Source organism: uncultured Desulfobulbus sp. (assembly GCF_963662935.2).
Lineage (GTDB): Bacteria > Desulfobacterota > Desulfobulbia > Desulfobulbales > Desulfobulbaceae > Desulfobulbus.
This window is the reverse complement of sequence record NZ_CAXXTL010000001.1, coordinates 929,628-955,137: the sequence shown is the minus strand read 5'-3', so window position 1 is coordinate 955,137 and position 25,510 is coordinate 929,628. Positions and strand designations below refer to the sequence as shown.

The 25,510-nt window shown below is 52.5% G+C and carries 20 protein-coding genes; 8 read left to right on the top strand and 12 right to left on the bottom strand.

What is annotated here, in order from left to right; genetic code table 11:
* The first annotated feature begins 122 nt into the window (after positions 1–122).
* From ACHZCX_RS04080 to ppk1, 3 genes are all read left to right on the top strand, one after another.
* The gene (locus ACHZCX_RS04080; protein WP_319585951.1) at positions 123–1,313 is read left to right on the top strand and encodes an AI-2E family transporter; all 1,191 of its coding nucleotides are present in this window, start codon (positions 123–125) and stop codon (positions 1,311–1,313) included.
* Between the two features lie 93 nt (positions 1,314–1,406).
* Complete coding sequence (locus tag ACHZCX_RS04075; protein ID WP_319585950.1) at positions 1,407–2,189, top strand: TerC family protein; 783 nt, start codon at positions 1,407–1,409, stop codon at positions 2,187–2,189.
* A gap of 695 nt (positions 2,190–2,884) precedes the next feature.
* Complete coding sequence (ppk1, locus tag ACHZCX_RS04070; protein ID WP_319585949.1) at positions 2,885–5,098, top strand: polyphosphate kinase 1; 2,214 nt, start codon at positions 2,885–2,887, stop codon at positions 5,096–5,098.
* Between the two features lie 59 nt (positions 5,099–5,157).
* On the opposite strand, the gene ACHZCX_RS04065 is transcribed toward ppk1, so the two are convergent.
* Together ACHZCX_RS04065 and ACHZCX_RS04060 are read right to left on the bottom strand one after the other, a co-directional pair.
* Entirely contained in the window at positions 5,158–6,036 is an 879-nt protein-coding gene (locus ACHZCX_RS04065) for a TIGR02285 family protein (protein WP_319585948.1), read from the bottom strand.
* Positions 6,037–6,151: 115 nt separating this feature from the next.
* Positions 6,152–6,652 carry a hypothetical protein gene (locus tag ACHZCX_RS04060; RefSeq protein ID WP_319585947.1) on the bottom strand — a complete coding sequence of 167 codons (501 nt, stop codon included), beginning with the start codon at positions 6,650–6,652 and terminating at the stop codon, positions 6,152–6,154.
* A gap of 420 nt (positions 6,653–7,072) precedes the next feature.
* On the opposite strand from ACHZCX_RS04060, the gene ACHZCX_RS04055 reads away from it, so the two are divergent.
* A complete protein-coding gene (locus ACHZCX_RS04055; protein WP_319585946.1) occupies positions 7,073–7,405 on the top strand; it encodes a hypothetical protein in 333 nt (110 codons plus the stop codon).
* Positions 7,406–7,486: 81 nt separating this feature from the next.
* On the opposite strand, the gene ACHZCX_RS04050 is transcribed toward ACHZCX_RS04055, so the two are convergent.
* Complete coding sequence (locus ACHZCX_RS04050; RefSeq protein WP_319585945.1) at positions 7,487–8,656, bottom strand: hypothetical protein; 1,170 nt, start codon at positions 8,654–8,656, stop codon at positions 7,487–7,489.
* Positions 8,657–9,278: 622 nt separating this feature from the next.
* On the opposite strand from ACHZCX_RS04050, the gene ACHZCX_RS04045 reads away from it, so the two are divergent.
* From ACHZCX_RS04045 to ACHZCX_RS04035, 3 genes are all read left to right on the top strand, one after another.
* Positions 9,279–10,115, top strand: a complete 837-nt coding sequence (locus ACHZCX_RS04045; RefSeq protein WP_319585944.1) for an alpha/beta hydrolase — start codon at positions 9,279–9,281, stop codon at positions 10,113–10,115.
* Positions 10,112–10,606, top strand: coding sequence for a dCMP deaminase family protein (locus tag ACHZCX_RS04040; protein WP_319585943.1), 495 nt, complete (start codon positions 10,112–10,114; stop codon positions 10,604–10,606). Before ACHZCX_RS04045 ends, ACHZCX_RS04040 begins: the two co-directional genes overlap by 4 nt.
* A 237-nt stretch (positions 10,607–10,843) precedes the next feature.
* The gene (locus ACHZCX_RS04035) at positions 10,844–12,082 is read left to right on the top strand and encodes a DEAD/DEAH box helicase (protein WP_319585942.1); all 1,239 of its coding nucleotides are present in this window, start codon (positions 10,844–10,846) and stop codon (positions 12,080–12,082) included.
* A gap of 270 nt (positions 12,083–12,352) precedes the next feature.
* On the opposite strand, the gene ACHZCX_RS04030 is transcribed toward ACHZCX_RS04035, so the two are convergent.
* From ACHZCX_RS04030 to ACHZCX_RS04015, 4 genes are all read right to left on the bottom strand, one after another.
* Positions 12,353–12,649: a hypothetical protein gene (locus tag ACHZCX_RS04030; protein ID WP_319585941.1), complete on the bottom strand. Its 297-nt coding sequence runs from the start codon at positions 12,647–12,649 to the stop codon at positions 12,353–12,355.
* Between the two features lie 112 nt (positions 12,650–12,761).
* On the bottom strand, positions 12,762–13,622 hold the full coding sequence (locus ACHZCX_RS04025; RefSeq protein ID WP_319585940.1) for a universal stress protein: 861 nt from the start codon (positions 13,620–13,622) through the stop codon (positions 12,762–12,764).
* Positions 13,623–13,646: 24 nt separating this feature from the next.
* Entirely contained in the window at positions 13,647–14,705 is a 1,059-nt protein-coding gene (locus tag ACHZCX_RS04020; RefSeq protein ID WP_319585939.1) for a sulfite exporter TauE/SafE family protein, read from the bottom strand.
* An 88-nt stretch (positions 14,706–14,793) separates the two neighbouring features.
* Positions 14,794–15,522, bottom strand: coding sequence for a hypothetical protein (locus tag ACHZCX_RS04015; RefSeq protein WP_319585938.1), 729 nt, complete (start codon positions 15,520–15,522; stop codon positions 14,794–14,796).
* A 682-nt stretch (positions 15,523–16,204) separates the two neighbouring features.
* Between ACHZCX_RS04015 and lon the strand changes: the two genes are divergently transcribed.
* On the top strand, positions 16,205–18,253 hold the full coding sequence (lon, locus tag ACHZCX_RS04010) for an endopeptidase La (RefSeq protein WP_319585937.1): 2,049 nt from the start codon (positions 16,205–16,207) through the stop codon (positions 18,251–18,253).
* Positions 18,254–18,310: 57 nt separating this feature from the next.
* Here the strand turns inward: lon and ACHZCX_RS04005 are convergent, their stop codons facing one another.
* From ACHZCX_RS04005 to ACHZCX_RS03985, 5 genes are all read right to left on the bottom strand, one after another.
* Positions 18,311–19,672, bottom strand: a complete 1,362-nt coding sequence (locus ACHZCX_RS04005; protein ID WP_319585936.1) for a sigma-54 dependent transcriptional regulator — start codon at positions 19,670–19,672, stop codon at positions 18,311–18,313.
* Positions 19,673–19,684: 12 nt separating this feature from the next.
* Positions 19,685–21,256, bottom strand: coding sequence for an ATP-binding protein (locus ACHZCX_RS04000; RefSeq protein WP_319585935.1), 1,572 nt, complete (start codon positions 21,254–21,256; stop codon positions 19,685–19,687).
* A 63-nt stretch (positions 21,257–21,319) separates the two neighbouring features.
* Positions 21,320–22,426, bottom strand: coding sequence for an ABC transporter permease (locus tag ACHZCX_RS03995; protein ID WP_319585934.1), 1,107 nt, complete (start codon positions 22,424–22,426; stop codon positions 21,320–21,322).
* A gap of 9 nt (positions 22,427–22,435) precedes the next feature.
* Positions 22,436–23,560, bottom strand: coding sequence for an ABC transporter permease (locus tag ACHZCX_RS03990; RefSeq protein ID WP_319585933.1), 1,125 nt, complete (start codon positions 23,558–23,560; stop codon positions 22,436–22,438).
* Positions 23,557–25,353, bottom strand: a complete 1,797-nt coding sequence (locus tag ACHZCX_RS03985; RefSeq protein WP_319585932.1) for an ATP-binding cassette domain-containing protein — start codon at positions 25,351–25,353, stop codon at positions 23,557–23,559. Before ACHZCX_RS03985 ends, ACHZCX_RS03990 begins: the two co-directional genes overlap by 4 nt.
* Positions 25,354–25,510: the final 157 nt, after the last annotated feature.

Sequence of the window (25,510 nt, the reverse complement as noted above, 5' to 3'; positions counted from 1 at the left end):
TAAGCGATGGGCTGCTCCACTCCGCGTAGCCTTTCCCCGGGAACAACTGCAATCTTCGATTATTGTTTTCATCGTCCCGGTTTCCAATCACTGGAATTTAGCCTGACAGTCCGTCTGTTTATATGAACCCCAACAAATCGGTTTTTCATACCCTGCCCCCGCCCTGGGACCGGATTCTGCCCCATGTCGCTACCATCATGGTTTGGGGAGTGCTCCTTGGTGTCATTTATCTGCTGAGATCTTTTTTCCTCCTCCTTTTTCTCACCTTTGTTTTTTCCTACATCCAGGCGCAAAGCGTTAGTCGCCTGAAATCACGAATCAAAAACAGGATAGCACGAGTGGTGCTTGTAGCCTTGTTTTTACTGAGTATCCTGACCGCAGCCGGCATCTTCCTCATTCCCAAGGTAAAAGTTCAGGCTGAGGTCTTTGTCAGCCAATTCACCACCTATCTCTATCGGGTTGATCAGGAATTGTTCACCTTGGAGAAAAAGTACCCCCTGTTGGGGGAATTGCTCCCGGAAATCGTGTCCAAGGATGGGCAGAACTCGGTGGAAGGATCGGAAAAAAAAGGGTTGAGGCACTCGCCCACCACCTCCATGCTCCAGCAGTTTCTTCGCTTGGGTGAAGCCGCCGGCGGGGTGCAAAATGTCAGCCATGTCTTCGGCACGTTGGGCAATATTGGGGGCAAGATTGCCTCCGTGACCTCGACCTTCCTTCTTTCCCTGCTTTTTTCCTTCTTGATCGTGTTGGATCTGGCAAACTTGGGGGCCAGCGTCCGTGAATTGGAAGCGACCAAAATCGGTTTCATTTACCGAAGCGTGGCCGGCAACATTCGAGATTTTTCCCTGGTTCTCGGCAAAGCGCTTGAGGCCCAGTTGATTATCGCCATCATCAACTCATTCATGACCGCCTTAGGCATCAGTCTCCTCGGACTGGGAGAGCATGTGGCCTTCCTCTCGATGATCGTCTTTTTCTGCAGTTTTTTCCCGGTGATAGGCGTATTCATTAGTTCCATCCCCATCTGTTTGATTGCGCTGCAAACCGCCGGATTACAGACCATGTTTCTGGCCATCCTGTTGATCGTTATCATTCATTTGATTGAGGGCTACATCCTTAATCCGCGGATTTACGGGTCCTATATGCGGATCAATTCGGTTATCATCCTTATAATTCTCACCATCGGCGGTAAGCTGTTTAACTTCTGGGGTCTCATTCTCGGCGTACCGATCTGCACCTACATCTTCGGCCATGCCATCCGTTTCAAGACGAAAGAAAACATCAATTCGATCGAAGCTCCGCAAGAAAACGAATAACAACGGTCGTGCCCATCCCCCTGTTGTTAGTGTGGGAACCACACCCCGTCGATTGCGAACTACCGTTTAAGACAAGAGAGAGAAACAAATATTATGGAATGGTTGTGGGATATCAGTATCTGGAGTTCACTCCTGACACTGACGGTACTGGAAATTGTATTGGGCATTGATAATATCGTTTTCCTGACCCTCCTGGTGGGTAAGGTTCCCGTAAGTCAACGCAATTTCGCACGACAATTCGGCCTTTTGGCTGCCATGGGCACCCGTATTGCCCTGCTCATGTCAGTGGCCTGGCTGGCCAAACTGGTGGCACCGCTCTTTGAAGTGATGGGGCATCCGTTTTCCGGTCGCGACCTGGTTTTGCTCTTCGGCGGATTGTTTCTTATCTACAAAGCGGTGAACGAAATTCATGGCAGCCTTGAGGGCGGCGAAGAAATTCACGCTCCCAAGCACCTGGCTTCGCAGTTGCCGCTGGTCATTGCCCAGATTGCCATCATCGACATCATTTTTTCTCTGGATTCGGTCATTACCGCCGTTGGCTTGGCCGATCATCTCTGGGTGATGATAACCGCCATCGTTATTGCCATCGGCGTGATGATGTTGGCTGCCAAATCGATCGGCGAGTTTGTCGAGGAACATCCGACCGTCAAAATGCTCGCTCTGGCTTTTCTGGTCCTGGTGGGCGTTGCTCTGGTGGCTGAGGGAACCGGACACGAGATGCCCAAAGGGTATCTCTATTTTGCCATGGCCTTTTCCTTTGCCGTGGAGATGCTCAATCTCCGCCTACGCCGAAAGACCGCCCCGGTGCATCTGCACCAGATCTATGATGAAATCAACCAGGATGAAAAACCTCCTAAGTGCCACGGCCTGCAATAACGGAAGAATAATCCATCGGTGAAGGATCGCACCGGATCGCGCCGGCTCACAGTCGCCACTTTTCAATTGATTTATCCAATCAGTGTTATATATAAAGGCGATGTGACTGGTTAAGCTGGCTGGCGCCGGCCGCGGGCTTCAACCCCGTTGAGCTACCCGTGAATGGAAAGCTGTTTGGTTCGATTCCAAAACCAGTCTCCAGCCTTTTTGCGATAGAGGATGCCACCCTCGGCCCGCCCCCAGCCCCTTTTTCATCTCCTTCTATTCTCCGCTTGCAGCGTTTTTTTACCGGTTTGGGCGCCGCAGCCGCAACGTCGTCCATGTCCCCGAGAGGAAATTGACACCATTCCTGTGGTCAATGACTTCACCAAAGGTACCAAAATCCATCAACATTGCTGACTTTCAAGTAACCGTGTTGAGCACATGCTTGCAATTGCCTTTTTCTTTTTTACTGTTTTGATCAACGATATCGCCCCGAAAATTGGTCAAAAATTCTTTTATGATAAACCCCGGCACCAGTGACCAGAACGCTCTGCCGGCAGACGAGAAAATCTCGTGCAAGTCCCCGGCCGGACACTGCTGAAAACAAGCGCGCTTGGTTGGGATGAAAAAAAATCACTACCTTTTGTGTTTAGAAGTGCGGTATGCTGTATCAAACCGGAAACGCAAGCAATTTCTATCCAGGAGGGGCGGCAATGGGTGGTTTGGAAATGAAGGCTGGTACAGAGAATAAGATGAGCGACGCAAAGAATGAGCCAACCCCGAAAGGCGATAAGGTGTTCGATCTTTCCTCTCCCGAATGGTATCTGAACCGGGAACTGAGTTGGCTCGAATTTAATCGGCGGGTCTTCAACGAGAGCAGGGACGCGCGCAACCCTCTGCTGGAGCGGGTCTTCTTTCTCTCGGTGATCGGTTCCAATCTGGATGAGTTTTTCATGAAACGGATCGGTGGCCTTAAGCAGCAGGTCGGCGCCGGCTTGAAGCTTTTATCCATCGATGGGCGAACCTCGCAGCAGCAGATTGACGAGAGCTATGAGATGGTTCGTGATATCCTGGAAAAGCAGCAGGATATGGAACGGGAATTACTCGCCCAGCTGGCCAAAAAAGATATCCGTATCCTCAAATACGGTGCGCTTGACGAGCAGCAGCGGCAAAAAATGGCCACCTATTTCCGCGACAATATTTACCCTCTACTCACCCCCCAGGGTATGGATCCGGCTCATCCCTTTCCTTTTATTTCCAACCTTTCGCTCAACCTGCTGGTGGCCACCCGTCACAGTGATGGCGAGCACATCTATTTGAACCGGATCAAGGTGCCGACTACCGGTACCGGTATTCCCCGTTTTATCCGGGTCGATCCGGGCAGGCATGTCTATGTGCTGTTCGAGGATGTAATCGCCAATAACCTGGAAATCATTTTTCCGGGAATGATCATTGAAAGCTGCGAGTTGTTCCGGGTGACCCGCAACGCCATTACCGAGAATTGGCCGGATCAGGCGGTTGATCTTTTGTCGATGATCGAAACCGCTCTTCAGGATCGAAAATTCGCCGAGATCGTCCGGCTTGAGGTCGACAGCATTATGACCAGGCAGCATCGCGGTATGCTCGCCTCGGAGTTGGGAATCGATTCACGCAAGGATGTGTTCACCGTCGACGGCATCATGGCCAAGCGAGATCTCATGGAGATTGTGGCCATAGACCGGCCTGAGCTGCATTTCGCGCCGCATCAGCCGCTCGACCACTACAAGCTTTCCGGGGATTTCCCCAATATTTTTCATTTGATTCGGGAGGAGGGGCCTTTTCTGCTCCAGCATCCTTACGAATCGTTCAGCTCCTCGGTGGAACGCTTCCTTCGCGAGGCCAGTACCGATCCCAAGGTTCTGGTCATCAAAATGACCCTGTATCGGACTTCGGCCAACTCGCAAATTATTCAATATCTGCTCGATGCGGCCCGCAACGGCAAGCAGGTCGCGGTGGTGGTGGAGTTGATGGCCCGGTTCGACGAATCAGCCAACATCCACTGGGCGACTTACCTTGAGCAAGCGGGCATCCATGTCACCTACGGCGTTGTCGGGCTCAAGACCCATTCCAAGGTTATTTTTGTGGTGCGGCGTGATTACAATGGTCTCAAACGCTATGCCCATATCGGCACCGGCAACTACCACTCCGGAACGGCGCGGGTCTACAGTGATCTTGGCCTGCTCACCTGCGACGCTGACATCGGCAACGACCTGACCGAGTTTTTCAATTTTCTTACCCTGGGATATGCACCGGCGCGGCTCTATAAAAAACTCCTCCCTTCGCCGCGTATTTTGAAAAAAACGCTGTTGGAGAACATCAAGCGGGAGATTGAACAGCATGGCAAGGGCAGTCCGGGACATATCCAGATGAAAACCAATGCCCTGACCGATATGGACATTATCGCGGCTCTTTATCAGGCCTCCCAAGCCGGGGTTAAAGTCGATCTCATTGTTCGGGACAGTTGCCTGCTGCGACCTGGCATACCGGGGCTCTCCGAGAATATCGGGGTCGTCTCCCTGGTGGGCCGTTTTCTCGAGCATGCCCGGATCTATTATTTTAGAAACAACGGGCAGGAACAGTATTATATCGGTTCGGCTGACTTGATGAAGCGCAATTTAGAGCGCAGGGTGGAGGTCATTGCGCCCGTGGAATCACCGGTGCTTCAGGGGCAATTGCGGGAAATTTTAAATTTGCAGTTGGCGGATCGGCGCGGTGCCTGGGTTATGCAGGCCGATGGCAGTTATACCCAGCGGCAACCGGAATCGCGTGAGGAAAAACGCTCGGCCCAGGAACTCCTGATTGAAAAGAGTGAAAAGCGACTGGCCGAGGCTCGACGGCTCTACAAGAAGCAATACTCGAAAAAGATCGCCAAACGAAAGAACAAGTAGGGGAAAGGGAAGGGGATGGGCCGCCCCGCCGCCATGCCCCATTGGCTTTTTTTCCGGGATCAGTTGTTCGGGAAGGTGGTTTGGAGAAAGACCTCCTGGTAGATTGTGCGATACCTCTGGAGGCTGTTGGCGTCAAGCCAGCGCTCATAGGCGCCCCGGTAACGGTCGGTCGGTCGCTGTTCCAGAAGGATCTTGTTGATTTTGTCGATCACCGCCCGGCCCCATTCGTTTTTAGAGCACCCCACGGCACAAAGCCAGCCTTCATAGCCTTGCTGGTTTTCCTCGATGATCAGGGTTGCCAACTGGTCCCGCATACCCAGCTTTTCCGCATGATACATGGCCTCGTCCGGTAGCCCTATCAGCCCGTCGATACGTTTGAGCATCAGCATTTTGAAATAGTTGGCTGAGAGCTCCTGGCCGGCATAGACGATCAAATTTTCCCTGTCTTTGTATTGCTTGAGAAGACGGTCGATCTGGATTCCGTAGGATCGATCCTTGCTCAGGCCGATGATGATTTTTTTGTCACGCAGGATATCCTCGAGCTTAATACTCGAACGAGATCCGAAATCGGACAAGGTATCCTTTCTGGTAATCATCACCGGTGGCAAGGTCAGGAAGCTGGGGATGGAAAAGTGCATAAATTCCTCCCGTTCCGGTGTTTTGTAAAGCCCGACGGAGCAGACTTTTTCGCCCTGTTTGAATTTGTCAAAATGACGGATCACATTGGTGACCATTTCAAAGTGTTCGTATTCGGGTAGTTGTTCTTCCAGAATAGCCGATACCAGGTCACCGTATCCTTGGTTTTTATCCGGTCCTTCCTGAATGAAATATGGAGGCATGCTGACTTCCATCCAGGTGATGGAATCTTTGGTGGCGGAAGCGGGGAGGGCGGACAGTGAAACGAGCAGAAACGACAGGATGGTGATCAGAGAGGCCATGTGCCGTTTCATGCTCATTTTTTTTGTCAGGTTGCTGCAGGATAAAGACAGGGGCGCGTCGCTATGTTATTGAGGCGTTCCAACTGGGGCAAGTTGTTGCCGGTCATCCGGTGCATTATCGGTGACGGTTTCCATGGTCCCGGTGATCATCGTCTCTATACCGGCGGTCGTCTTCATAATACTCTTTTCGGATATAGACCTTCTTGGGTGGTTTGTGGTTGTATCTCCGGTATTCGTAATACTCCGGCGGTGGGCCAGCGGGGACATAAACGCGGCGATGATGCTCACGATACCGGGGCACATAAACATCTTGGTACCAGCCGTCTTCGACGAAATAGACCGGCCGGCCACAGGCACCGTACGCATCGCAGTGTCGGTACCAATTTCTCATATGGTCGGGAGGTACGCGGAGATAGATCGGTGGATACCAGGTCTTCACGCGCCGGACAATAACCGGTTCTCCATAGATCAGGCGTGGTGGGGGATCATTGCCGATGTCGATGCGGCCATAAAATCCGGGTTCTCCCACACTGATGGATACTCCGGCTTTGGCCTCGCTCAGTGCCATGGTAAAGAGAGCGGCGAAAATCGTGGTTGCCGTTAAGAAAAATTTCATTGCATCCTCACTGGTTAAGAAAGACTTCATACTGTTTACGCTTGGAACATGATGGGCGGGCCATCCATAGGTATGTTCTTTGGACAAGGTCAGCAGGCGTTAAAAAAAAGCCGGGTATCAGGTGATCGGTATAGCTGCTCTGAGGATTCTCCAAGAAAGCAGTTCTGGTCAATGCGGCAATTTGTTCGATATCTTTGACCTATCCATCTCGGATAAGAATTTTCATTTATATCCTGTGATAGCCCTATTTTTACTGTGCAAATAATATAGAACATCTCCAGCTTTCCGCATAGAGGAAAAAGGGAATCCATGGGGAGTGCCTTCCCGCTTGGCCGAGCCTATTCTCTGTGGTATACAGCATTCTTTTCTGGAAGGACCGAGTATTGAGAGAGCAATGGCGCACGCATAAGGAGAGGGAAGATGGCGATTACACGAATTATTGTGGTGGATTTTATCATGGCCGGCAATCTGTTTCAGGAACAGGGGTATGACATCGATCGGAGTGCTGATAATTTAGCGGAACTGAAAGGGCAGATCATTGTCAACTATCTCGAAGAAAAATATCCCGGCGTGGAGATCTACGCCGACATTGCCATTCAAAAGGAGGCAGGAACTCCCTGGAATTTGGAAGTCATGGCTTACGTCGGCGAAGAGGAGATGGATCGATCCGAATCGGCCGTTATCCAGCAGGAGCTTGTTCGACTCCTTGCCAAAGGAACAGCAGGCTTGTCCTGGGCGGTGCGAGCGGACTGATTAGGCCCCTTGTGTGGGCGAATTTTTTTTTGAGGACAATGAACAACGTTTCCGGTTGGAAGCTTCGCTGTGAGCATCTGATCAAAAGTCAAAGCCGATCCTGGTGGTGATGCCGTATCCGCTATCCTCGCCATTTTTAGCGGCATATTCCTTGTCCTGATAATATTCGAGGCTGAAGATGGTGGAGTCGGAAAGAGCCATGGAAGCCCTGGTTTTGTAGCGCTCCTCTGGCAGGTAATATTGCAGGGCATCCGACGTTTTTTGATAGCCCACAACTAGGGTTGTCTCCTTGCGCAGCAGTTCCGTGGAGTAGGCAATCTCACTGTTCCAGGCTGTGGGATCACTCTCTTTTCTTTCAAGGGCGAGTTCAGCGGGGGTGCGTTTATCAAGGGCGCGGACATACCCGCCGGTGAGCGTGAACGCCTTGTAGCTTGCCCCCAGGCCAGAGGATGCCTTGGACGCTTTGCCTGATGAATCTTCCCGTCCCGGATCTTCTAGGTGTCTTGAAAAGCCTCTAGTGTCGCCAAGGTCCGGAGTCCAGGCAACGCCTGAATTGTTTATCTTCTTTTTATCTATTGCGTATCTGTAGGCCAAAGGGCTGCGGGAAGTGCCAACGGTAAAATCAGTACTGCTCTCCCCCGTGTCTTGAGTAGCCCCGTCCTCTCTGAAGGGTGGTTGGGCTTCGAGTCCGGCGAGCCCACTGAAGGGCGCCATGTCTTCGGCGGTCAGAGTAAACCGGCCATGGAACAGCGGTCTGAAGAAATCACCAAAAAAGGGATTGGAGGTGCCGAAGTCGAGGTCCATGGGCTGGATTTTGATCGTATTTTGGGAAGACTCATTCTCCGGAAACCGGTCGTGCTGATACCTGCCGGTATCGATTCGGCCAAAGGCCCATCTCGTTTCCCTGGTGGCAAGGATGCGGTCGGCAATGGCCGGATCAAAAGCATTGGCGCCGAAATCGATGAATTCATTGAATGCAAACGCATCGTTCAGGATGAGCTGTCCCAGATGGACAAATTCGCTTGGCCGTTGCGCTGTTTTTTTAGTGAAGTGTCTGGAATCCCTTTTAAAGGCATCAGGCTTGTTAGTACCCAACTCGCGCTTGCCTGGCTTCAAGTTGTTTATTTCTGCCGTGACGACTCTCTGCGCCTGCCCCTCAGTGGTTCTCGCAGCCACCACCGCTGCCGTGCTCGAGACACCCAGCAACAGCATCGTGATAAAGAAAGGGAGTCGATGCATTCGGTTCGTCATCTGGTAGTTACTCCGTTGAACCTCGGCCATTCAGTGGCGAGCTCCGGGTAATCTTTATGATTTCCTGTTATTACATTAGAAATTATTTTAGCGGAATGCAAGCTGTCCCCGTTTGAATTGTGTTTGCTTGCAGAGCGTGGGATGTCGAACGAAGCAAATGATGCTTTTTATTGGTCGAAAAGAGCCAGAAAAGCAGGGCGCATGCTGTTGTTTTGCTGTTGCGGGAACATGAGGCCGGTTCCCTCTCTTCGTCGGAAAAACAACATTTTGACAAAAAAGAAAAGTTAGAGTAATGAGCGGTGTCCAATAAAGAAACGTGTCCAGGCTGTGCCGCTGATCAGTGCGAACGGCGGTGCATGCAGGACGTCTGGACAAAGCCCGAGGATCCCGTTGTTAAAAAAGCGCCTATATCTGTCGTTGCCTCCGTGTATACGCTCGCCGTTTTTTTTCAGCACTGCAGAATCATCATCAGCCAAAACAAGGCCGCGCCGTGAGGAAACAGCCACTTGTGCGCTCTAATAGAGTGCTCCTGGGGTTCTTCCTGGTACTCTCTTTGGTGGCAAACAACGGTTTTACGGCGGAACACTCAATTTCAATGCAACCCTTATCAGCACTCACTCTCATGGATCGACCAGAAATCACGCAGCTCCTTTTTCACCCCATTCAAGTGGCCAGAAACACTCCTCCCGAGGGCACGATCGATATCGACGTTCAGGTCCAGCCCGGTGTTACCATTGGCTGTCGACTGCACAGTCACGCCACTGCCTCGCCCACTCTGATTTTTTTCCACGGTAACGGCGAGATTATTCCCGATTACGACGAGATTGGCCCCAGTTATGTCCGGGAAGGGCTCAATTTCCTGGTGGCCGAATATCGCGGTTACGGCTGGAGTACCGGCATGCCCCTGACCAGTACCTTGCTGCCGGACAGCAACACTGTTTTTCTCACCCTGAAAGACTGGCTCCGCGACCACGGGTACACGGGTGCACTCTTTGTCATGGGGCGTTCCATGGGAAGCGCCAGTGCCATCGACGTGGCGCTCAATCACGGAGAGGCAATCAGCGGACTGATCATCGAGTCCGGATTCTCCAAGACTTTGCCCCTGGCCAAGGTGCTCGGCGTGGACCTGGAAAAGATGGGCATCACCGAGGAACAGACTTTCAACAACAGCGGCAAGATAGCGCAGGTCACCAAGCCAACTTTTATCCTCCACGGCCAGTATGACCAGTTGATTCCTCTCTGGCAGGCCGAAACCCTGCAGGCGGAAAGCGGCGCCAAGAGCAAAGAATTTCAGATTGTGCCGGGTGCCGATCACAATTCGCTCATTGCCATTGCCGGCCCGCTCTATTTTCAAGCCATTAAGAAATTTGTCGAAAAAGCGGCCGGCCTTGCCCCGGACTGGCGGGAACGGCGGCGGCAATTCAAGGCCGCCCAGGAGGAGGCCGGCAAGTCCTTATGACCAGCAAGAGAACCGATTATCTGTCCTGGGACGAATATTTCATGGCCGTGGCCATCCTTTCCGGCCATCGCTCCAAGGATCCGAACACCCAGGTGGGGGCCTGTGTGGCCAACAACCAAAACAAGATTGTCGGCGTCGGTTACAACGGTTTTCCTTGGCGCTGTTCAGACGACGAATTACCTTGGGCGAGGGAAGGCAACTATCTTGACACCAAGTATCCTTATGTCTGCCATGCCGAGCTCAATGCCGTCTTGAACTCGATCACCTTTGACCTGCGCGACTGTCGTTTGTACGTGGCCCTTTTCCCGTGCAACGAGTGCACCAAGGTCATCATCCAGGCCGGCATTCGCGAAATCATCTACCTCTCTGATAAATACAAGGAAACTGATTCGGTCAAGGCCTCGAAGATCATGCTGGAAAAATCCAAGACCGCCTACCGTCAATTTTTCCCCTCACGGGATTCCGTGGTCCTCAGGTACACGATCGATTGACCGAACCTCCGCGCGAGTCTCTTCGGAAGAGTCAGTCCGAGTTCTACGCATTTTTCTCCATCTGCGAGCCCTTTCCCCTGGTACAGTGGCCTGGTGGGAGCACGGGGGTGGTGAACCATCATGATTGCTTTGCCGTATGGACAGGATGCGGAAGGTTTGCATTGCCAGGAGCGGTCTTGATGCATATAATAAACGCAGAATAACAAATAATTATTTAACTTATGACAAGGAAAACGAATGCGATTTGAAGAGCTGGCCCTGCCGGAAACCCTCGGTCAGGGTATTGCTGAAGCGGGATTCACCGAATGCACCCCCATCCAGGAACGAACACTTCCCTTAACTCTTGCCGGCAAGGATGTAGCCGGGCGAGGCCAGACCGGCACCGGCAAGACTGCCGCCTTTCTGGTCACCCTATTTGATCGTCTGCTGAAAAACAGCACTGCGGCCGGTAAAAAGCCCCGTGCTCTGATCCTGGCGCCAACCAGGGAATTGGTCGTCCAGATAGAACAGGATGCGCAACTGCTCGGAAAACATTGTGGTTTTTCCATTCAAGCCGTTTACGGCGGCGTGGATTACAACAAGCAGCGCGATGCGCTGCGCAACGGCGTCGATATTATCATTTGCACGCCGGGTCGGCTGATCGACTACCTCAAGCAGAAGGTCTGCAGCCTCAAAGCGGTCGAAATGCTGGTCATCGACGAGGCGGACCGCATGTTCGACATGGGCTTCATAGGTGACCTCCGATATATTCTGCGCAGTTTGCCGCCTTTTGGTCAGCGCCAGAATCTGATGTTTTCCGCCACCCTCAACCAGCGGGTTATGGAACTGGCCTACGAGTTCATGAACATGCCGGAAAAGGTCAGCGTTACCGGTGACCATATGACCGCCGACAACATCGAGGAGGTGTTGTTCCACGTCTCCAGCAAGGAAAAGTTTCCCTTGTTGCTCGGACTGTTACGCCGTGAAGGCATGGAGCGGACCATGATTTTCGTCAATACCAAGCGCGAGGGCGAGTATCTGGAAGTACGCATGGCAGCCAACGACTATCCTTGCCGACTCATTTCTGGGGATGTGGCCCAGGAAAAACGGCAGCGCATCATGCGCGATTTCAAGGAGGGCAAGTTGCCGATCTTGATTGCCACCGACGTGGCTTCCCGAGGGCTGCACATTGAGGGCGTTTCCCATGTGGTCAATTATGACCTGCCGGAAGATTGCGAGGACTATGTCCACCGCATCGGCCGTACCGCCCGTGCCGGCGCAGAGGGCAAGGCCATTTCCTTGGCCGACGAGCAAGGCGTCTTATCATTAGAGGCGATTGAGGAATTTATCGGCCACCCGATCCCGACCGAGTGGGCTGAGGATGATCTCTTTGTTAACGACTTCAAGCGAGCGGCGAAACCCAAACGGAATAAAAACTTGCAAACTGGCCGGCCTCCCAGTAGCGGCAAGAGCAGCCGGCCGTTTCCTCGGAGATAGGTCCAACAGGGGCGGGGCTGAAATCGGCTGAGCACAACCGTCTCATTCATCTGTCTTCTATTCTAGTCAGCACCCCCAACCATGGTTCCGTGCCTCTGCTGAGGCATGGAACATCCTCCGGTATAGCCCGTGCCGATGCCTTTACGGGTATCTAAGGTGTCGGCTAGGCTCTTTTTCCATGGGAGCCACCTTGCAATTGATGACAAGGCACGAAACGTGTTGGAGTTGATAGCGCTTCATCCAGCCTGACATTTTATCTGAGCGTGTCAGTTACAACCTTGCCCGCATTCTTGATGGCTGTCTCTCTTTTTGTGTAGGGGGAAGCGCTCGGGGAGTCTGGTTGTGATTTGAAAGCGGTGACGAACAGCTTTCAGATTCTTTGCCGAGCAAATCCGAACAATGAAAAAAGACGTACCAATCATCTCTTTTTTGGGACTGCACATGGGGCTCTCGATTTTCAAGCCTCTTGTTTTTCAATAAAGCAGTGAGAGAGTTGACGGCCACTGTTGCTAGATGAATCGCACAGATCGCGACTATTGCCCCTGTGAAATACAGATTCAGTTCCATTTTGTACCTCCTTGTTGTTATGGGGAAAGCGATTTTATGCTTTCCAGTTCCTTCTTAACAACACCTTGATCCGGCCTCTTTTGGGCGTATTGATTACAGCTCGTACTCCGCATCAGCCAAGCCTTTTCACCACCAATGTGGGAAGGGTGGAGATCGAAGCGACCCGTTCGACGACGCTGCCCAAGAGAATGTTGCCAAGAGCGGTTCTGCCATACGTTCCGAGAACGATCAGTTCCATCTTTTTATCCTCACTGTATTGAACGAGAGTGGCATACGGAGACCCTTCACGGATCTCCGTAACCACCCGCACTCCAAGTCTTTCCCCTTGCCCGGCAAGAGTCTGCAGGGGAGGGAAGCTTTTGCGCTCTGCCTCGTTCAACACTCCGTAAAGAATGCTGCGTTCGAGAGGGATATCAAGCACGGTCAACGCATGGACTTCGCCGCCAAAGGCATGGGCCAGTTCGAGAGCCCGCTGTCCGGCCTCCATGCTGTATCGTGAACCATCTATCCCCACGAGTATCCTTGAAAAATTGATTTCGGAGTTTTCAGGAATCATCAGGACATCGCAAGGGCTGCATCCAATCACTTTTGCGGTTGTTCGCCCGAGAATGACTCGTTCTATCATCGAACGCTTGGGGTAGCCCATGAGTACCAAACCAACATTCTCATCTTCCGCCACCCGCACAATTTCATCCACCGGATCCCCGATAGCATGGATGGTTCGTACTGTCTGTCCCTTGGCAGAAGCTGCTTGCTTCACATCTTCCAGACATTGTTTAAAGGGCTGACTGAGTTGTTCGTCGGCATTGCTGATTTTCCAACGATGCATATTCCCTTCGTATCGGGGCGTCACTGAAATGGCGATCAATTGAGCTTTCAAAAAAAGCGCTAAACGGAGAGCCTGTTGAAAGGCTGCCTGACTGACACTGCTCGGATCGACAGCAACAAGGATGGGTGAGGTGCTCTTGGGCATCTGTATACCTCTCAAGGGGAATGTTTAACCGTTGGCCGCAACCGTTTTTTCCAGTCTTCTTGCCTTAAATAAGCTGGTGAGGATGATTGAAGCGCCAACCAGGAGTGCACAGCACATAATGCCAAAGCTTATCTTGGTCATGAGTCCGACCAGATCGTCGGCAAGCGAAATCAGGTGCAATTGGTTAAGATATTTAGGAAGGGCGAAAAATCGACTGACCGCGACGATCAGCATGATTGTAGCCATGACATACTTGATCATGTAATCCTTGACATAGGTTGTGCCGATAGCCCCCAATTGGACCCCAAAGAGCGAACCTGCCAAGATGATCATGACAAGGCGAATGTCAACCATGCCGTAATAGGCCCATATCAAGGTGCCGCCCAGCCCCATGACAAAGGCAATGACCAACTCGGTGGCGGAAGCCACAATGCTGGTGGCGCCGATGATATACATGAGACCCGGAACTCCGATGAAGCCACCCACCGCGATGGTGGCAGCCAGCATTCCGGTAGCCAGGGCGACGGGCACCAGGAACCACATGCTGATGCGAAGATTGGCGGTTTTGAGAGTGATCATCGGCCAGAGTTCGATCTTTTGCAATCGTTTGGCCAGCGAAGGCCCTGCTTCGGTCTCACCTTTGGCACTTTTCATCTTGATGGCATCACGCATGACAAATGATCCGACAATGACCAGAACCAGGACGAAAACAACACTGACGTACAGATTCGAGCCCGCCTCTCCCCATTTATCCAGGATGTACTTTTGCAGCATGATGCCGACCTGGACGCCAATTTCGGCAAAAAGCCCCATGATAAGTCCCAATTTGATATCCACCTGACCGTATTTGTATCGTTTGATGGCGCCGACCAGGGCCTTGGGAAATTTATGGCACATATTGCTGGCAACAGCCACGGTTCCCGGAACGCCGAGACTCATCATGCCCGGTGTCAGCACAAAGGCTCCGCCCGAACCAATAAATCCGCTGACAAGCCCGCCGATAAAACCGACAATGAAGAGAAAGGTAATGGTGTACGCATTAAGGTCGATAAACTGAATCACTTCAGCGATAGGTCCGTGCATTGTCTGCTCCTGTTATTTGTTGTCTGGCATTGTGAGCATTGCGTTGGCCGCAACGAAATCTCCATTCACGGGTGTGTTGCATTCGATCTCAAACGTTGACCTGAACGCGTGGCCGGGTGTCCGGTCGTGGAGCGACAACCGCATCCGTCACCTTCTGTTCCGGGGCGACACGTGGTGCGGTGCTTTTTTGGGAGGCTTCAATGCCAAGTGCCGACCAGAAAGAGCTGGTGAAATTGCCGTGGAAATAGGAAACGGCAAAGACGGTGGCCACCGGCAGCAACGCAAACAACCCGCCCTTGGTGAAATACGTCATGACGGCATCCTGATTGGCAAAGACAGATGCATACAATCCTGTTGTCAGAGCGCCAAAAAGCACGCAACTTTTAAAATGCCGTTTTTTGCTTGAGGTAGACATGGCGAATACTCCTTTTTTTGGGGGGTTATGAAAAATGGCCTTGTTGAAGAGACCTGTTTTGGTAGCGAGAACCGGGAAAACGGGGACCGGTGATTGCCTGGCGACCTCCTCCAGGCGAATGTCTTTATCGATGACGACGAATTCTATCCGTTTTTTTGAATGGCAGAGCCGGTTGACTACGCTGCTGATTTTGCCCAGCTCTCCCAGGTGCTCCACGACCACCTCCGTGTTCCGGGCTTTTTGGTCAAAAAGAGTCGCGCTTTCCCGCATAGCTGCAGCAAAGAGCTTGCTTCGCTTGCCGCGATCCCTGAACAATGGCAGGGTGTCAACATGCACTGCCAGGATGCCGTACTGCAGTCGATGCGCTACATTGAGGGCATAATCCATCACGTGTTCAGACATGTGACCGTTTCGGGTGACGGCCAGGATAAAAGGCCGATCCTTTAGACTTTCCGACAAGGGGTCGTTGCCAATAGGGCTGTCGTCTTTTACGTTTTGTTTCGAAGCAGCTGTTAGGTTTTGCATGGTGTATTTTGATTGCATCTGTTTAGGGTTTATTGCTTTCCCAGGGTTAATCAAGAAGCGTGCCAAAGAGTATTGTTTGTAATATATTGATTTTGTTTGTATTTATAAAAATCGATGTTTGGGGATTCGAAGACCTTGTGTTGCGTAATGCAACGCGATGAGCTGGGCTGCTTGCAATTCCCTGTTTCTTGCTGTTGCATTTTGCAATAATATGAGTAGGCCATGTAACATGGCTGTGTGTATCGAATGCGGCACATTCACCTTGAGGACCCACCACGACCTCTTTGTGAGAGCGATATGGAGAAAATTGTGATTATGGGACGGAAGGGGGAAGGGAGAATCAGAACGAAAGGAGGGACGGGTTGGGCTCTTGCAGAGAATAATTGGGTTGAACTGTTCCTGGATGTTCTGGCCTAGGTATTATTTTTGCAATGACTTGTCCTTCAAATATCTTGCTTTTTGAGAAAGTTATGTTGTGATGCGCGAATGAAAAACCGGCCAACTTGTTTCGCGCGGGAATCATCATTCAGGGCAAAGAAAGGGTGAAAGGGATATCATTATGTTTTTTAAGAAAAGAATTGAACAGAGCGAAGAAACCCCTCGGCAACAAGAGGAGACTCCCTCCGCCTTGGACACCCTCCGCTCTAAAGTCGAAGACGCGCAGCTCCCCCATCAGGTCATGGAGGCTGTGACCGGGGAATTGAAAAAATTGGAAAAAACCGATTCTGCCATCGCCGAATATTCGGTGGGCTTTAACTACATCGAATTGGTGCTGGCCCTCCCCTGGAATAAGTCTTCACAGTGCAAGCTCGATCTGGCTCGGGCGCAATCCGTTCTTGATACCCGTCATTATGGCCTGTCCCAGGTCAAGCAGCGTATTCTTGAGTTTCTGGCGGCAAAAACCTTATGCAGTAAAGCGAAGCAGACCATCCTCATCGTTGACGACGAGGAGATAGCCCGGGCCAACATGGAGCATGTGCTCAGGAAGGAGGGCTACGCCTGTTATTGCGCAGGAAACGGTGCTGTGGCCCTGGAGATTATGGCGCAGGAAGATATCGATCTGGTCATCACCGACCTCAAGATGGAGCGCATGGACGGCATTGAACTCCTTCAACACATCAACCGGATCTCACCGGAGATTCCCGTGATCATGGTCACGGGATTTGCGACGGTCAGTTCGGCGGTGGATGCCTTGAAGAAGGGAGCTGCGCACTATCTGGGCAAGCCGGTTAATCTGGACGAGTTGCGCCAGACCGTCAAGGATGTCTTGGAAAAAAAGCTCTTTGTGCAAATGGGAAAAGGACCGATTCTGTGTTTTACCGGTCCTCCGGGAACGGGGAAAACGTCAGTCGGTAAGGCGATCGCCGAGGCTTTGCAGCGCCAATTCATCCGCATCTCTCTGGCCGGGCTGCGGGATGAAGCCGAGTTGCGCGGTCATCGGCGAACCTATGTCGGTGCGTTACCCGGACGCATTATTAACGAGTTGAAACGAGCAGGAGTCAATAATCCGGTCTTCATGTTCGATGAAATTGATAAAATTGGCCAAGATTTTCGTGGTGACCCAGCATCGGCGCTGCTTGAGGTGCTTGATCCCGAGCAAAATGTCCACTTTACGGATCATTATCTGGAGTTGCCGTTTGATCTCTCTCGGATCATGTTTATTGCGACAGCCAACGACCTGACAAAGCTTCCGGGGCCACTGCTTGATCGCATGGAGTGTATCGAATTTTCAGGATACACGGAAAAGGAGAAGCTGAAAATTGCGCAACAGTTCATCCTACCCCGGCAACTCAAGGTCGCCGGGCTTTCAAAATCGAACGTCCATTTTTCCTCTGAAGCGGTCTCGCGGGTTGTCAGTGACTACACCCGGGAATCGGGGTTACGCAATTTGGAACGTCAACTTGCCGATATATGCAGAAAAATTGCTATGATGTGTCTGAAGTCCAGTGGCGCTCAGGATGAGCAGGTGGTTATTGACGCTCAGGCAGTGAGCAAAATGTTGGGGCCTCGCAAATTCCACAGGGAAGCGGCTGAAGCCAACCCGCAAATCGGTATTGCCACCGGGATGGTCTGGGCTGAGACAGGAGGCGAGATCATCAGTGTGGAAGCTGCCCTGATGCCCGGGTCGGGAACGCTGCTTCTCACCGGTTCTTTGGGCGAGGTGCTGCGCGAATCGGCGCAGACGGCGCTCAGTTTTATCAGGAGCAAGACCGAGGAATTCGGCGTGTCTGAAAATTTTTTCAGAAGCGCCGATGTGCACATTCATTTTCCTTCCGGGGCGATTCCCAAGGATGGACCCTCAGCGGGCATCACAATTTTTGCTGCCTTACTCTCGCTTCTCACCCGAAGGCCGGCGCGAAGGGATGTGGCGATGACCGGGGAAATGACCTTGACCGGCCGTATTCTCCCGGTGAGTGGGATCAGGGAGAAAATCCTTGCCGCAAAAAGAGCGGGGGTGCAGCTCGTCCTCCTGCCGCTGGCCAATAAGGAAGAAGTGGAGGCTTTGGATTTTGACGTAACAGAGGGGGTGGAATTGCGCTTGGTCGCTCATGCAAGTGAGATCATCGAGTCGTTGTTTGCCCGGCAATCTTTTATTCTGGCGCAATAATGAGCTTGAAATGAGCGAAAGGGAGGACGAAAGGACGTCCGGCCGAATGAATACCCCTTAGGCATCCGGATGCTCCAAGCCGTACCGTTTTATCTTGCGCCAGAGGGAAACCCTGTCTATCCCGAGAATTTTCACGGCAGCCGATTTGTTGCCTTCCACTTCATCGAGCACCTCGAGGATGTAGTGTTTTTCATGTTCTTCCAAGGAGGGCCAATCCTTGCGGTGATCGCGAATGGACATCCCCTCCGTGTCGCCGAAAACTCCGGCAATCTGCTGAGGTTCGATGATGTCCTCGCCGCAGGTGATTAATATGCGTTGGGCGATATTCTCGAGTTCTCTGATGTTGCCGGGGTAATCATAAAGCATGAGCCGGCGTTCAGCTTCTGGCGACAATCGAGGCACTGTTTTTCCCAGGCGGGCATGTTTGGCAAGAAAATGATGGGCAAGGAGGGGGATGTCTTCCTTGCGCTCGGAGAGGGAAGGTATTTTAATCGTCAAAACATCCAGTCGATAGTAAAGATCCGACCTGAAGGCGGCTGCCTCGGTTTCTCTTTTGAGATCCTTGTTGGTCGCGGCTAATACTCTGAAATCCACGCCAATCTCTTCCGTGCCGCCAACGCGCAGCAAGGACCGTTCCTGGAGGACGCGCAGGAGTTTTACCTGCATGGAAAGGGGCAGTTCTCCCACCTCATCGAAAAAAACCGTCCCGCCTTCCGCCATTTCCAGAAGACCTTTTTTGATCTTGTTTGCCCCGGTAAACGCTCCTCGTTCGTAGCCAAATAGTTCGCTGGAGATCAGCTCTTCGGTGAAGACTCCGCAGTTGAAGGCGACAAAGCGTTTTTTGCCGCGGGGGCTGAGCTCGTGGATGGTTCTGGCGACTAACTCCTTGCCCGTACCGGTTTCGCCCTGGATCAAGACATTGCAGTCGAGTTGCGACACCTGGTGAATAGTTTCTCGAAGTGCTTGAATTTTACTGCTTTGACCGACAATCCGCTGGGCCCCTTTCTGGGTGTCCACTTGTTCTCTCAGGGAACGAATTTCCTTGCGCAGCAGGTTTTTTTCCAGCGCCTTTTCAACGATCACCCGGAGTTCATTGATTTTAAAGGGCTTGGCAACGTAATGGTAGGCCCCTCTCCGCATGGCCTCGACGGCGGTATCCACGCTCGCATGGCCGGTGATGACCACCACCTCGACTGCGGGCCATAGGTTTTTGGCCTCGTCGAGAACGGCCATGCCATCCTTTCCTTTCATGCACAGGTCGGTCAAGACAAGATCGACTTCTTCTTTTTTGAGGATGTCTATCGCCTGTTGACCATCTGCCGCCACCCGTGCTGAATAGCCGTCTTTTGTTATGATATGCGCTAGATTATCACGGGCGATAGGTTCATCGTCGACGATAAGAATTTTTCGATCTTTCATGCCCTTGCTCTTTCAATTTTCTTTCTCATCCGGAATGGGGAGGCGAATGAAAAATGATGTACCCCGGCCGGGGGTGCTTTGCACGGTAATATTACCCCGGTGTTGTTGAATGATCCCGTAGACGACCGAAAGGCCGAGGCCCGTTCCCTGGCCCTCCTCCTTGGTGGTGAAAAAAGGATCAAATATTTTCGCCTGGTTTTTTTCGGGGATGCCTTGGCCGGTATCGTTGATTTCAATGACAACCTCTTGAGCAGGAGAATCCTTTGCAGCGGTCAGAGTGATTCGTCCCTGCCGTTCTATGGCCTGGGCTGCATTGATGATCAGATTGATAAAAACCTCCTGAATGCGCTGTACATCCAAGGGAAGTTTGAGATCATTGGGGATGTTGATTGATATGTCAATATTGGGCGGCACTTGGCTCCTGGCCAATAAGACAGCTTTTTGGGCCACCTCGGAGAGCTGGATTTCTCGCAGAGAGAACTCCTGGGTTCTTGAAAATTCAAGCAGGTTTTTGACAACATCCCTCGCCCGAAGCGTCTCTTGATAGATATTGTTCAACATACGCTTAAGAAAGGGTGTGTCTCCGGAATCAAATTCATCGATGGCGATCTGACATGAGGTGGAGATATTGTTCAGGGGATTGTTGAGTTGATGGGCGACTCCTGCCGTGAGGGTGCCGAGTGATGAAAGCTTTTCAGATTGAATGAGTTGGTCTTGTCTCAGTTCTAATTCAGAGACCATGATATTAAACGTTTCCATGACTTGTTGAATTTCATCCCGAGTATTAATCACCTCTATCTTTCTGAATTTTCCTTCTGAAATAGCCTCTGCTGCTTTTTTTATAACTGAAAGCGGTTTGAAAATGTAATAAACAATCAACATTGAAAGAGCTATTCCGATAGATATCGCCAATGATGACCAGTAGATTAACTGGTCCATCAATGTGTTTGCCATCGTATGAATCTGTTTTTTTTCAATATTAACAATGTCTTCGCTGATTTCAGTTATAAGTTTCCCCTGTTGTCTTATATCTTCTGTTATATTGCTATATTTTTCTATTTCTGTTTTTTTAATGTCCAATAGCTCATAGATTTTTTTGGTATATATAAAAATATTATTTTCAAGTTCAATTAATTTTGGATTTATTGATAAGTTTTTTTCATTTTCTAATATTTTTTCTCCAATTTCAATTGCTTTTTCAAGTATAGTAATATTGTCGTAAAGTGAATCTTCATTTCCATATAAAAAGTAATTTTTTTCATGCCTTCTTGATTCGAGTATGTTGTTGTGTATACTGTAAGATAACTCTAGTATTCCAATCTTTTTTTCTGTTGTTACAAGATCATCGTAGGATATGTACGACATTATAACAACACATAATATGTAAAATGTTAAAACTACTAATATTTTTTTGCTTAATCCAATTTTTTTAAATCTAAGCATGATTCTCTCGGTAAAATTAGAGGATTGATGCAAAGTTTTCTCTCTTAGATAGAAGAGCCAGTTTTCTCTGATCTTTTTCTGCAAGAAAGCGGATATTTTCCAATGAGTACCTGGCAAAGGGTATCCTTCTGGATTGATCAATTAGCTGCACTTTTCTCTTGGTTCTATTTCGTGGTTTTGCCTTTTTCCGAGCAGGACCATTCCTCAGTACATCCGGTGGCGGAACAGCCAGGTGGCCATGGTAAGGGTCACGGCGGCAATGATCGTCATTGGCCAAAGGTCATGCCAGAAATATTCCAATCCCGCTCCTTCGAGGAAAACCCGTCGGACGATGGTAAGAAAATACCGCATCGGATTGAGATAGGTCAGGGTCTGCATGAAGTCCGGCATGTTGGCGATCGGTGTTGAAAAGCCGGAGAGCGTCACTGCGGGGACGATAAAAAGAAACGCCCCCAGCAGGGCCTGTTGCAGGGTGGTGGAGAACGAGGAAATCATCAGGCCGACGCCGATGATCGACAGCACGTAGATAATCAGGGCCGGGTAGAGCGTGGCCAGTTCCCCGACCAGCGGCACCCGGAACCAGTAGACCGCCACCAGAATAATCAGCGAGGCCTCGCCGACGCCGACGATTAATCCGGGCATGGCCTTACCGATTAGGATCTCCCAGGGCCGTAGGGGTGTCACCAGCAACTGGTCAAAGGTACCGGCCTCCCGCTCGCGGGCCACGGAAAGGGCGGTCACTATCAGGGTGACGATCATGGCCAGCAGGGCAATGATGCCGGGGACAATGAACCATCGGCTCTCCAGATTAGGATTGAACCAGGCCCGCATGTTGAGCCTGGCCGGGAGTTTCGATCCCGCGATTTCGGCCCGTTCCTCGTTGAAATCCGTGACAATACTGCGTACCGAGTTGAGCGCCAGCATGGCCGTGTTGGAGTTGCGGCCGTCGATGAGCACTTGCACGGGGCAACCCTCGCCCCTAGTTACATTGGCCGAACACTGCTCATCAATGCGGAGCGCCAGCAAGGCGGCCTGGCGGTCGATCAAAGGGCCAATTTCGGCCTCGGAGCGGAGGTAGCCGACAATCTCAAATCCAGTCGATCGTTCGAACCGGCCGACTAGCTCGCGGGAAAAGGCCCCCGTATCCTCGTTGAACACCGCCAGCGCAGCATGTTCCAAGTCAAAGGTGGCTGCATAGCCGAAGATCAGCAGTTGCAGGATCGGCGGCACAATCACCGCCAGCCGGCTTTTTTTATCCCGGAACAGGGCCAGGAACTCCTTGATGATCAGGGCGAGGATGCGAGAGGCCACCGTCTGTTCCTATTCGAGATTTTTCCGGGTTTTGCGGTAGACCAGGCCGTGAAAAAACAGCCCCATGACCACCAGGGCCGCCGCGTTGGGCAGGATCACGCTCCAGACGTCGCCCACCAGAAACAGCGTCTGGAGAATGGACACGTAGTAGCGAGCCGCGATCAGATGGGTCAGGCCCTGGATGATCGGCGGCATGCTCCGAAGGTCGAAGATGAAGCCCGAGAGGATAAAGGCCGGTAGAAAGGTGCTGACCATGGCCACTAGCGCCGCCACGAACTGCGATTTAAAGATGGTGGAAATAAAAAATCCCATCCCCAGAGCCACCAGCAGGAACAGGGCCGAAACCGCCAGCAGCAGCCAGAGCGAGCCGCGCAGCGGTACATGAAAGAGAAAATGGGCCATGACGAGCGACAGAAAAAGACCGCCCATGCCGAGGATGAAATAGGGAATCAGTTTGCCCAGCAGGATCTCCGGTACGGAAATGCGGGTGACCAGCAGGGCTTCCATGGTGCCGCGCTCCCATTCTCTGGCAATCACCAGGGCGGTCAGCAAGGCGCCGATCAGGGTCATGATCACCGCCAGAATGCCCGGTACCAGAAAATCGGTGGAGCGCACCTGGGGATTGAACCAGATGCGCTGCTCCAACTGCACCGGCGATTGCAACTTTTTCCCCGCCCGTTCCGCCTGTTGCTCCAGCCAGCCAAACCAGATGCCTTGGACGTAGCCTTCGATCAGCCGGGCGGTGTTGGCGTCAACGCCGTTGACCAGAACGCCGATTGGCGGCGACTCCTTGCGCAGGTAATCGCGGCCAAAGGTGTGCCGTAGCCAGACGATGCCGTCCACCTTCGACTCTCGCAGCGCAGTCTCGGCCTCTTGGATGGAGGATAGGGCCACGGGCGCGAAGTAGGGCGACTGGTAAAAACCACCGGCAAAACTCAGCGACTGGCTATCGGCCTGCTCCATCACCAGGGCGATGCGAATGTTCTTGGCGTCCAGGGAAACGCCGTAACCGAAGATGAGCAGCAACAGCAGGGGCAGGAAAAAAGCAATAGCAATGCTCGAGGGGTCACGGATGACCTGCAGCCATTCCTTGCGGATCATTCCCTTGATGCGCAGCAGTTTTCCCGGTTTCATCCGACTGTCTGCTCCTGTTGATTGGACTCCAGCAGGCCGACGAAGGCATCCTCCATGGTGGCCTCCCGTCCTGCCACTGTACCGTAGCGTTTCTTCATCTCCTCTGGCGTGCCTTCGGCCAGCACCCGGCCTTCGGCCATGATCACCAGCCGGTCGCAATACTCGGCTTCTTCCATGAAATGGGTGGTGACCAGCACGGTGACCCCTTGGTCGGCGAGACTGTTGATCTGGGTCCAGAACTCCCGGCGGGCCAGGGGATCAACCCCGGAAGTCGGTTCGTCAAGGAACAGAACCTCGGGTTCGTGCATTAGGGCCACAGCCAGGGCCAATCGCTGCTTGAACCCGAGCGGCAGGGATTGGCTTTCAGTGGCGGCAAACTGCTCGAGGTCAAAGGTGTGCAGGGCCCAGTCGATCTGGCTGCTGCGCCGTGGACCGCGCAGGCCGTAGGCGCTACTGAAAAATTTGAGATTGTGCAAGACCGTCAGGTTGCCGTAGAGCGAAAATCTCTGGGCCATATAACCAATTTTTGTCCTGGCCGCTGCGGCGGCGGTGCGCAGGTTCATGCCGGCCACGGTGCCGGTGCCGCTGGAGATGGGCAGCAGGCCGCAGAGCATGCGAAAAGTCGTGGTTTTTCCGGCACCGTTGGCTCCGAGCAGGCCGAATATCTCGCCGTGCCGCACCCGGAAGCTGACATGATCGACCGCGAAAAAGTGACCGAACCGGCGGACGAGCTTATCGGCGATGATCATATCCTGACCGGCAAATTGACTGTTGGTTTGCCGCAGGGTGATTTGTTTGTTGCCGTTCGTTGCTGCCTCGTCCTTCAGGGTGGCCACAAAAAAGTCTTCAAAACGGGGGGCAACCGGCGTGATGTCGGCCTCCTCCTCCCTGAGCAGACCCGTGAGTCGCGGCGCCTCCCGGTCGCGGGTGACCACCCGAATCGCCCCGCCGAGGATCAGGGCATCGAGCACGGCCGGAGCGCGGCTCAACTCCCGTTGCAGGGTCCGTTTGGAGACAGCGGGAGCACGAACCAGCCAGGTGCGGCCGGCAACCTGGCGGCTGAAGGATTCGGGATGGTCGTGGCCGAGGATGCGGCCGTGATGGATGAGGACCACCTCGGCGCACCGTTCGGCTTCATCGAGGTAGGCGGTGCTGAGGAGCACGCTCATGCCCTCGGCCTCCACCAGGTGGTAGACAATCTGCCACAACTCCCGCCGGGACACCGGATCAACGCCCACAGTGGGTTCGTCGAGCAGGAGAAGACGCGGCGGCCGTACCAGGGTGCAGACCAACCCCAGCTTCTGTTTCATGCCGCCGGAAAGACGCCCGGCCAGGCGATTGCGAAATCCTTCGAGACCGGCCATGGCCAGTAGTTGTTGGTACCGTTCCTGCCGCGCTGCTTGTTCCACTCCTTGCAGGTCAGCGTACAAATCGAGGTTTTCCTGGACGGAAAGATCTTCATACAGTCCGAAGCGCTGCGGCATGTAGCCAATGTTGGCCTGTACTTCGAGCGGCATCCGGACCACGTCGATGTCGAGCGCCCGCAGATTGCCGCTGTCAGGAGTCAGTAGGCCGGCGCAGAGCCGCATCAGGGTGGTTTTGCCGGCGCCGTCCGGACCGATCAGGCCGGTGACCATGCGAGGCCGGATGGCACAGCTCACCCCGTCGAGGGCGATGATCTGCTTGGTGTCGGCCGTGAAAGTTTTGCGCACCTGCTCCAGAACCAGGGCTGCTGGCTGCGGCTCCGGATCGAGGGGAAGCCCTGCGGCGAGTCCAGGAAAAGAAGGGCTCATGGGGTAGCTTTGATTGCCCGGTTAGGGGCAGTTGCATTCGGATGCATGGAATTTCCTCTCACGGTTGATGCCGCGGTTATCATACCACAACGCATCGATTTTTCTATGTCTTGTTACGAGATGAGCGCACCCGGCTGTTGCCACGAAAAATGGATCT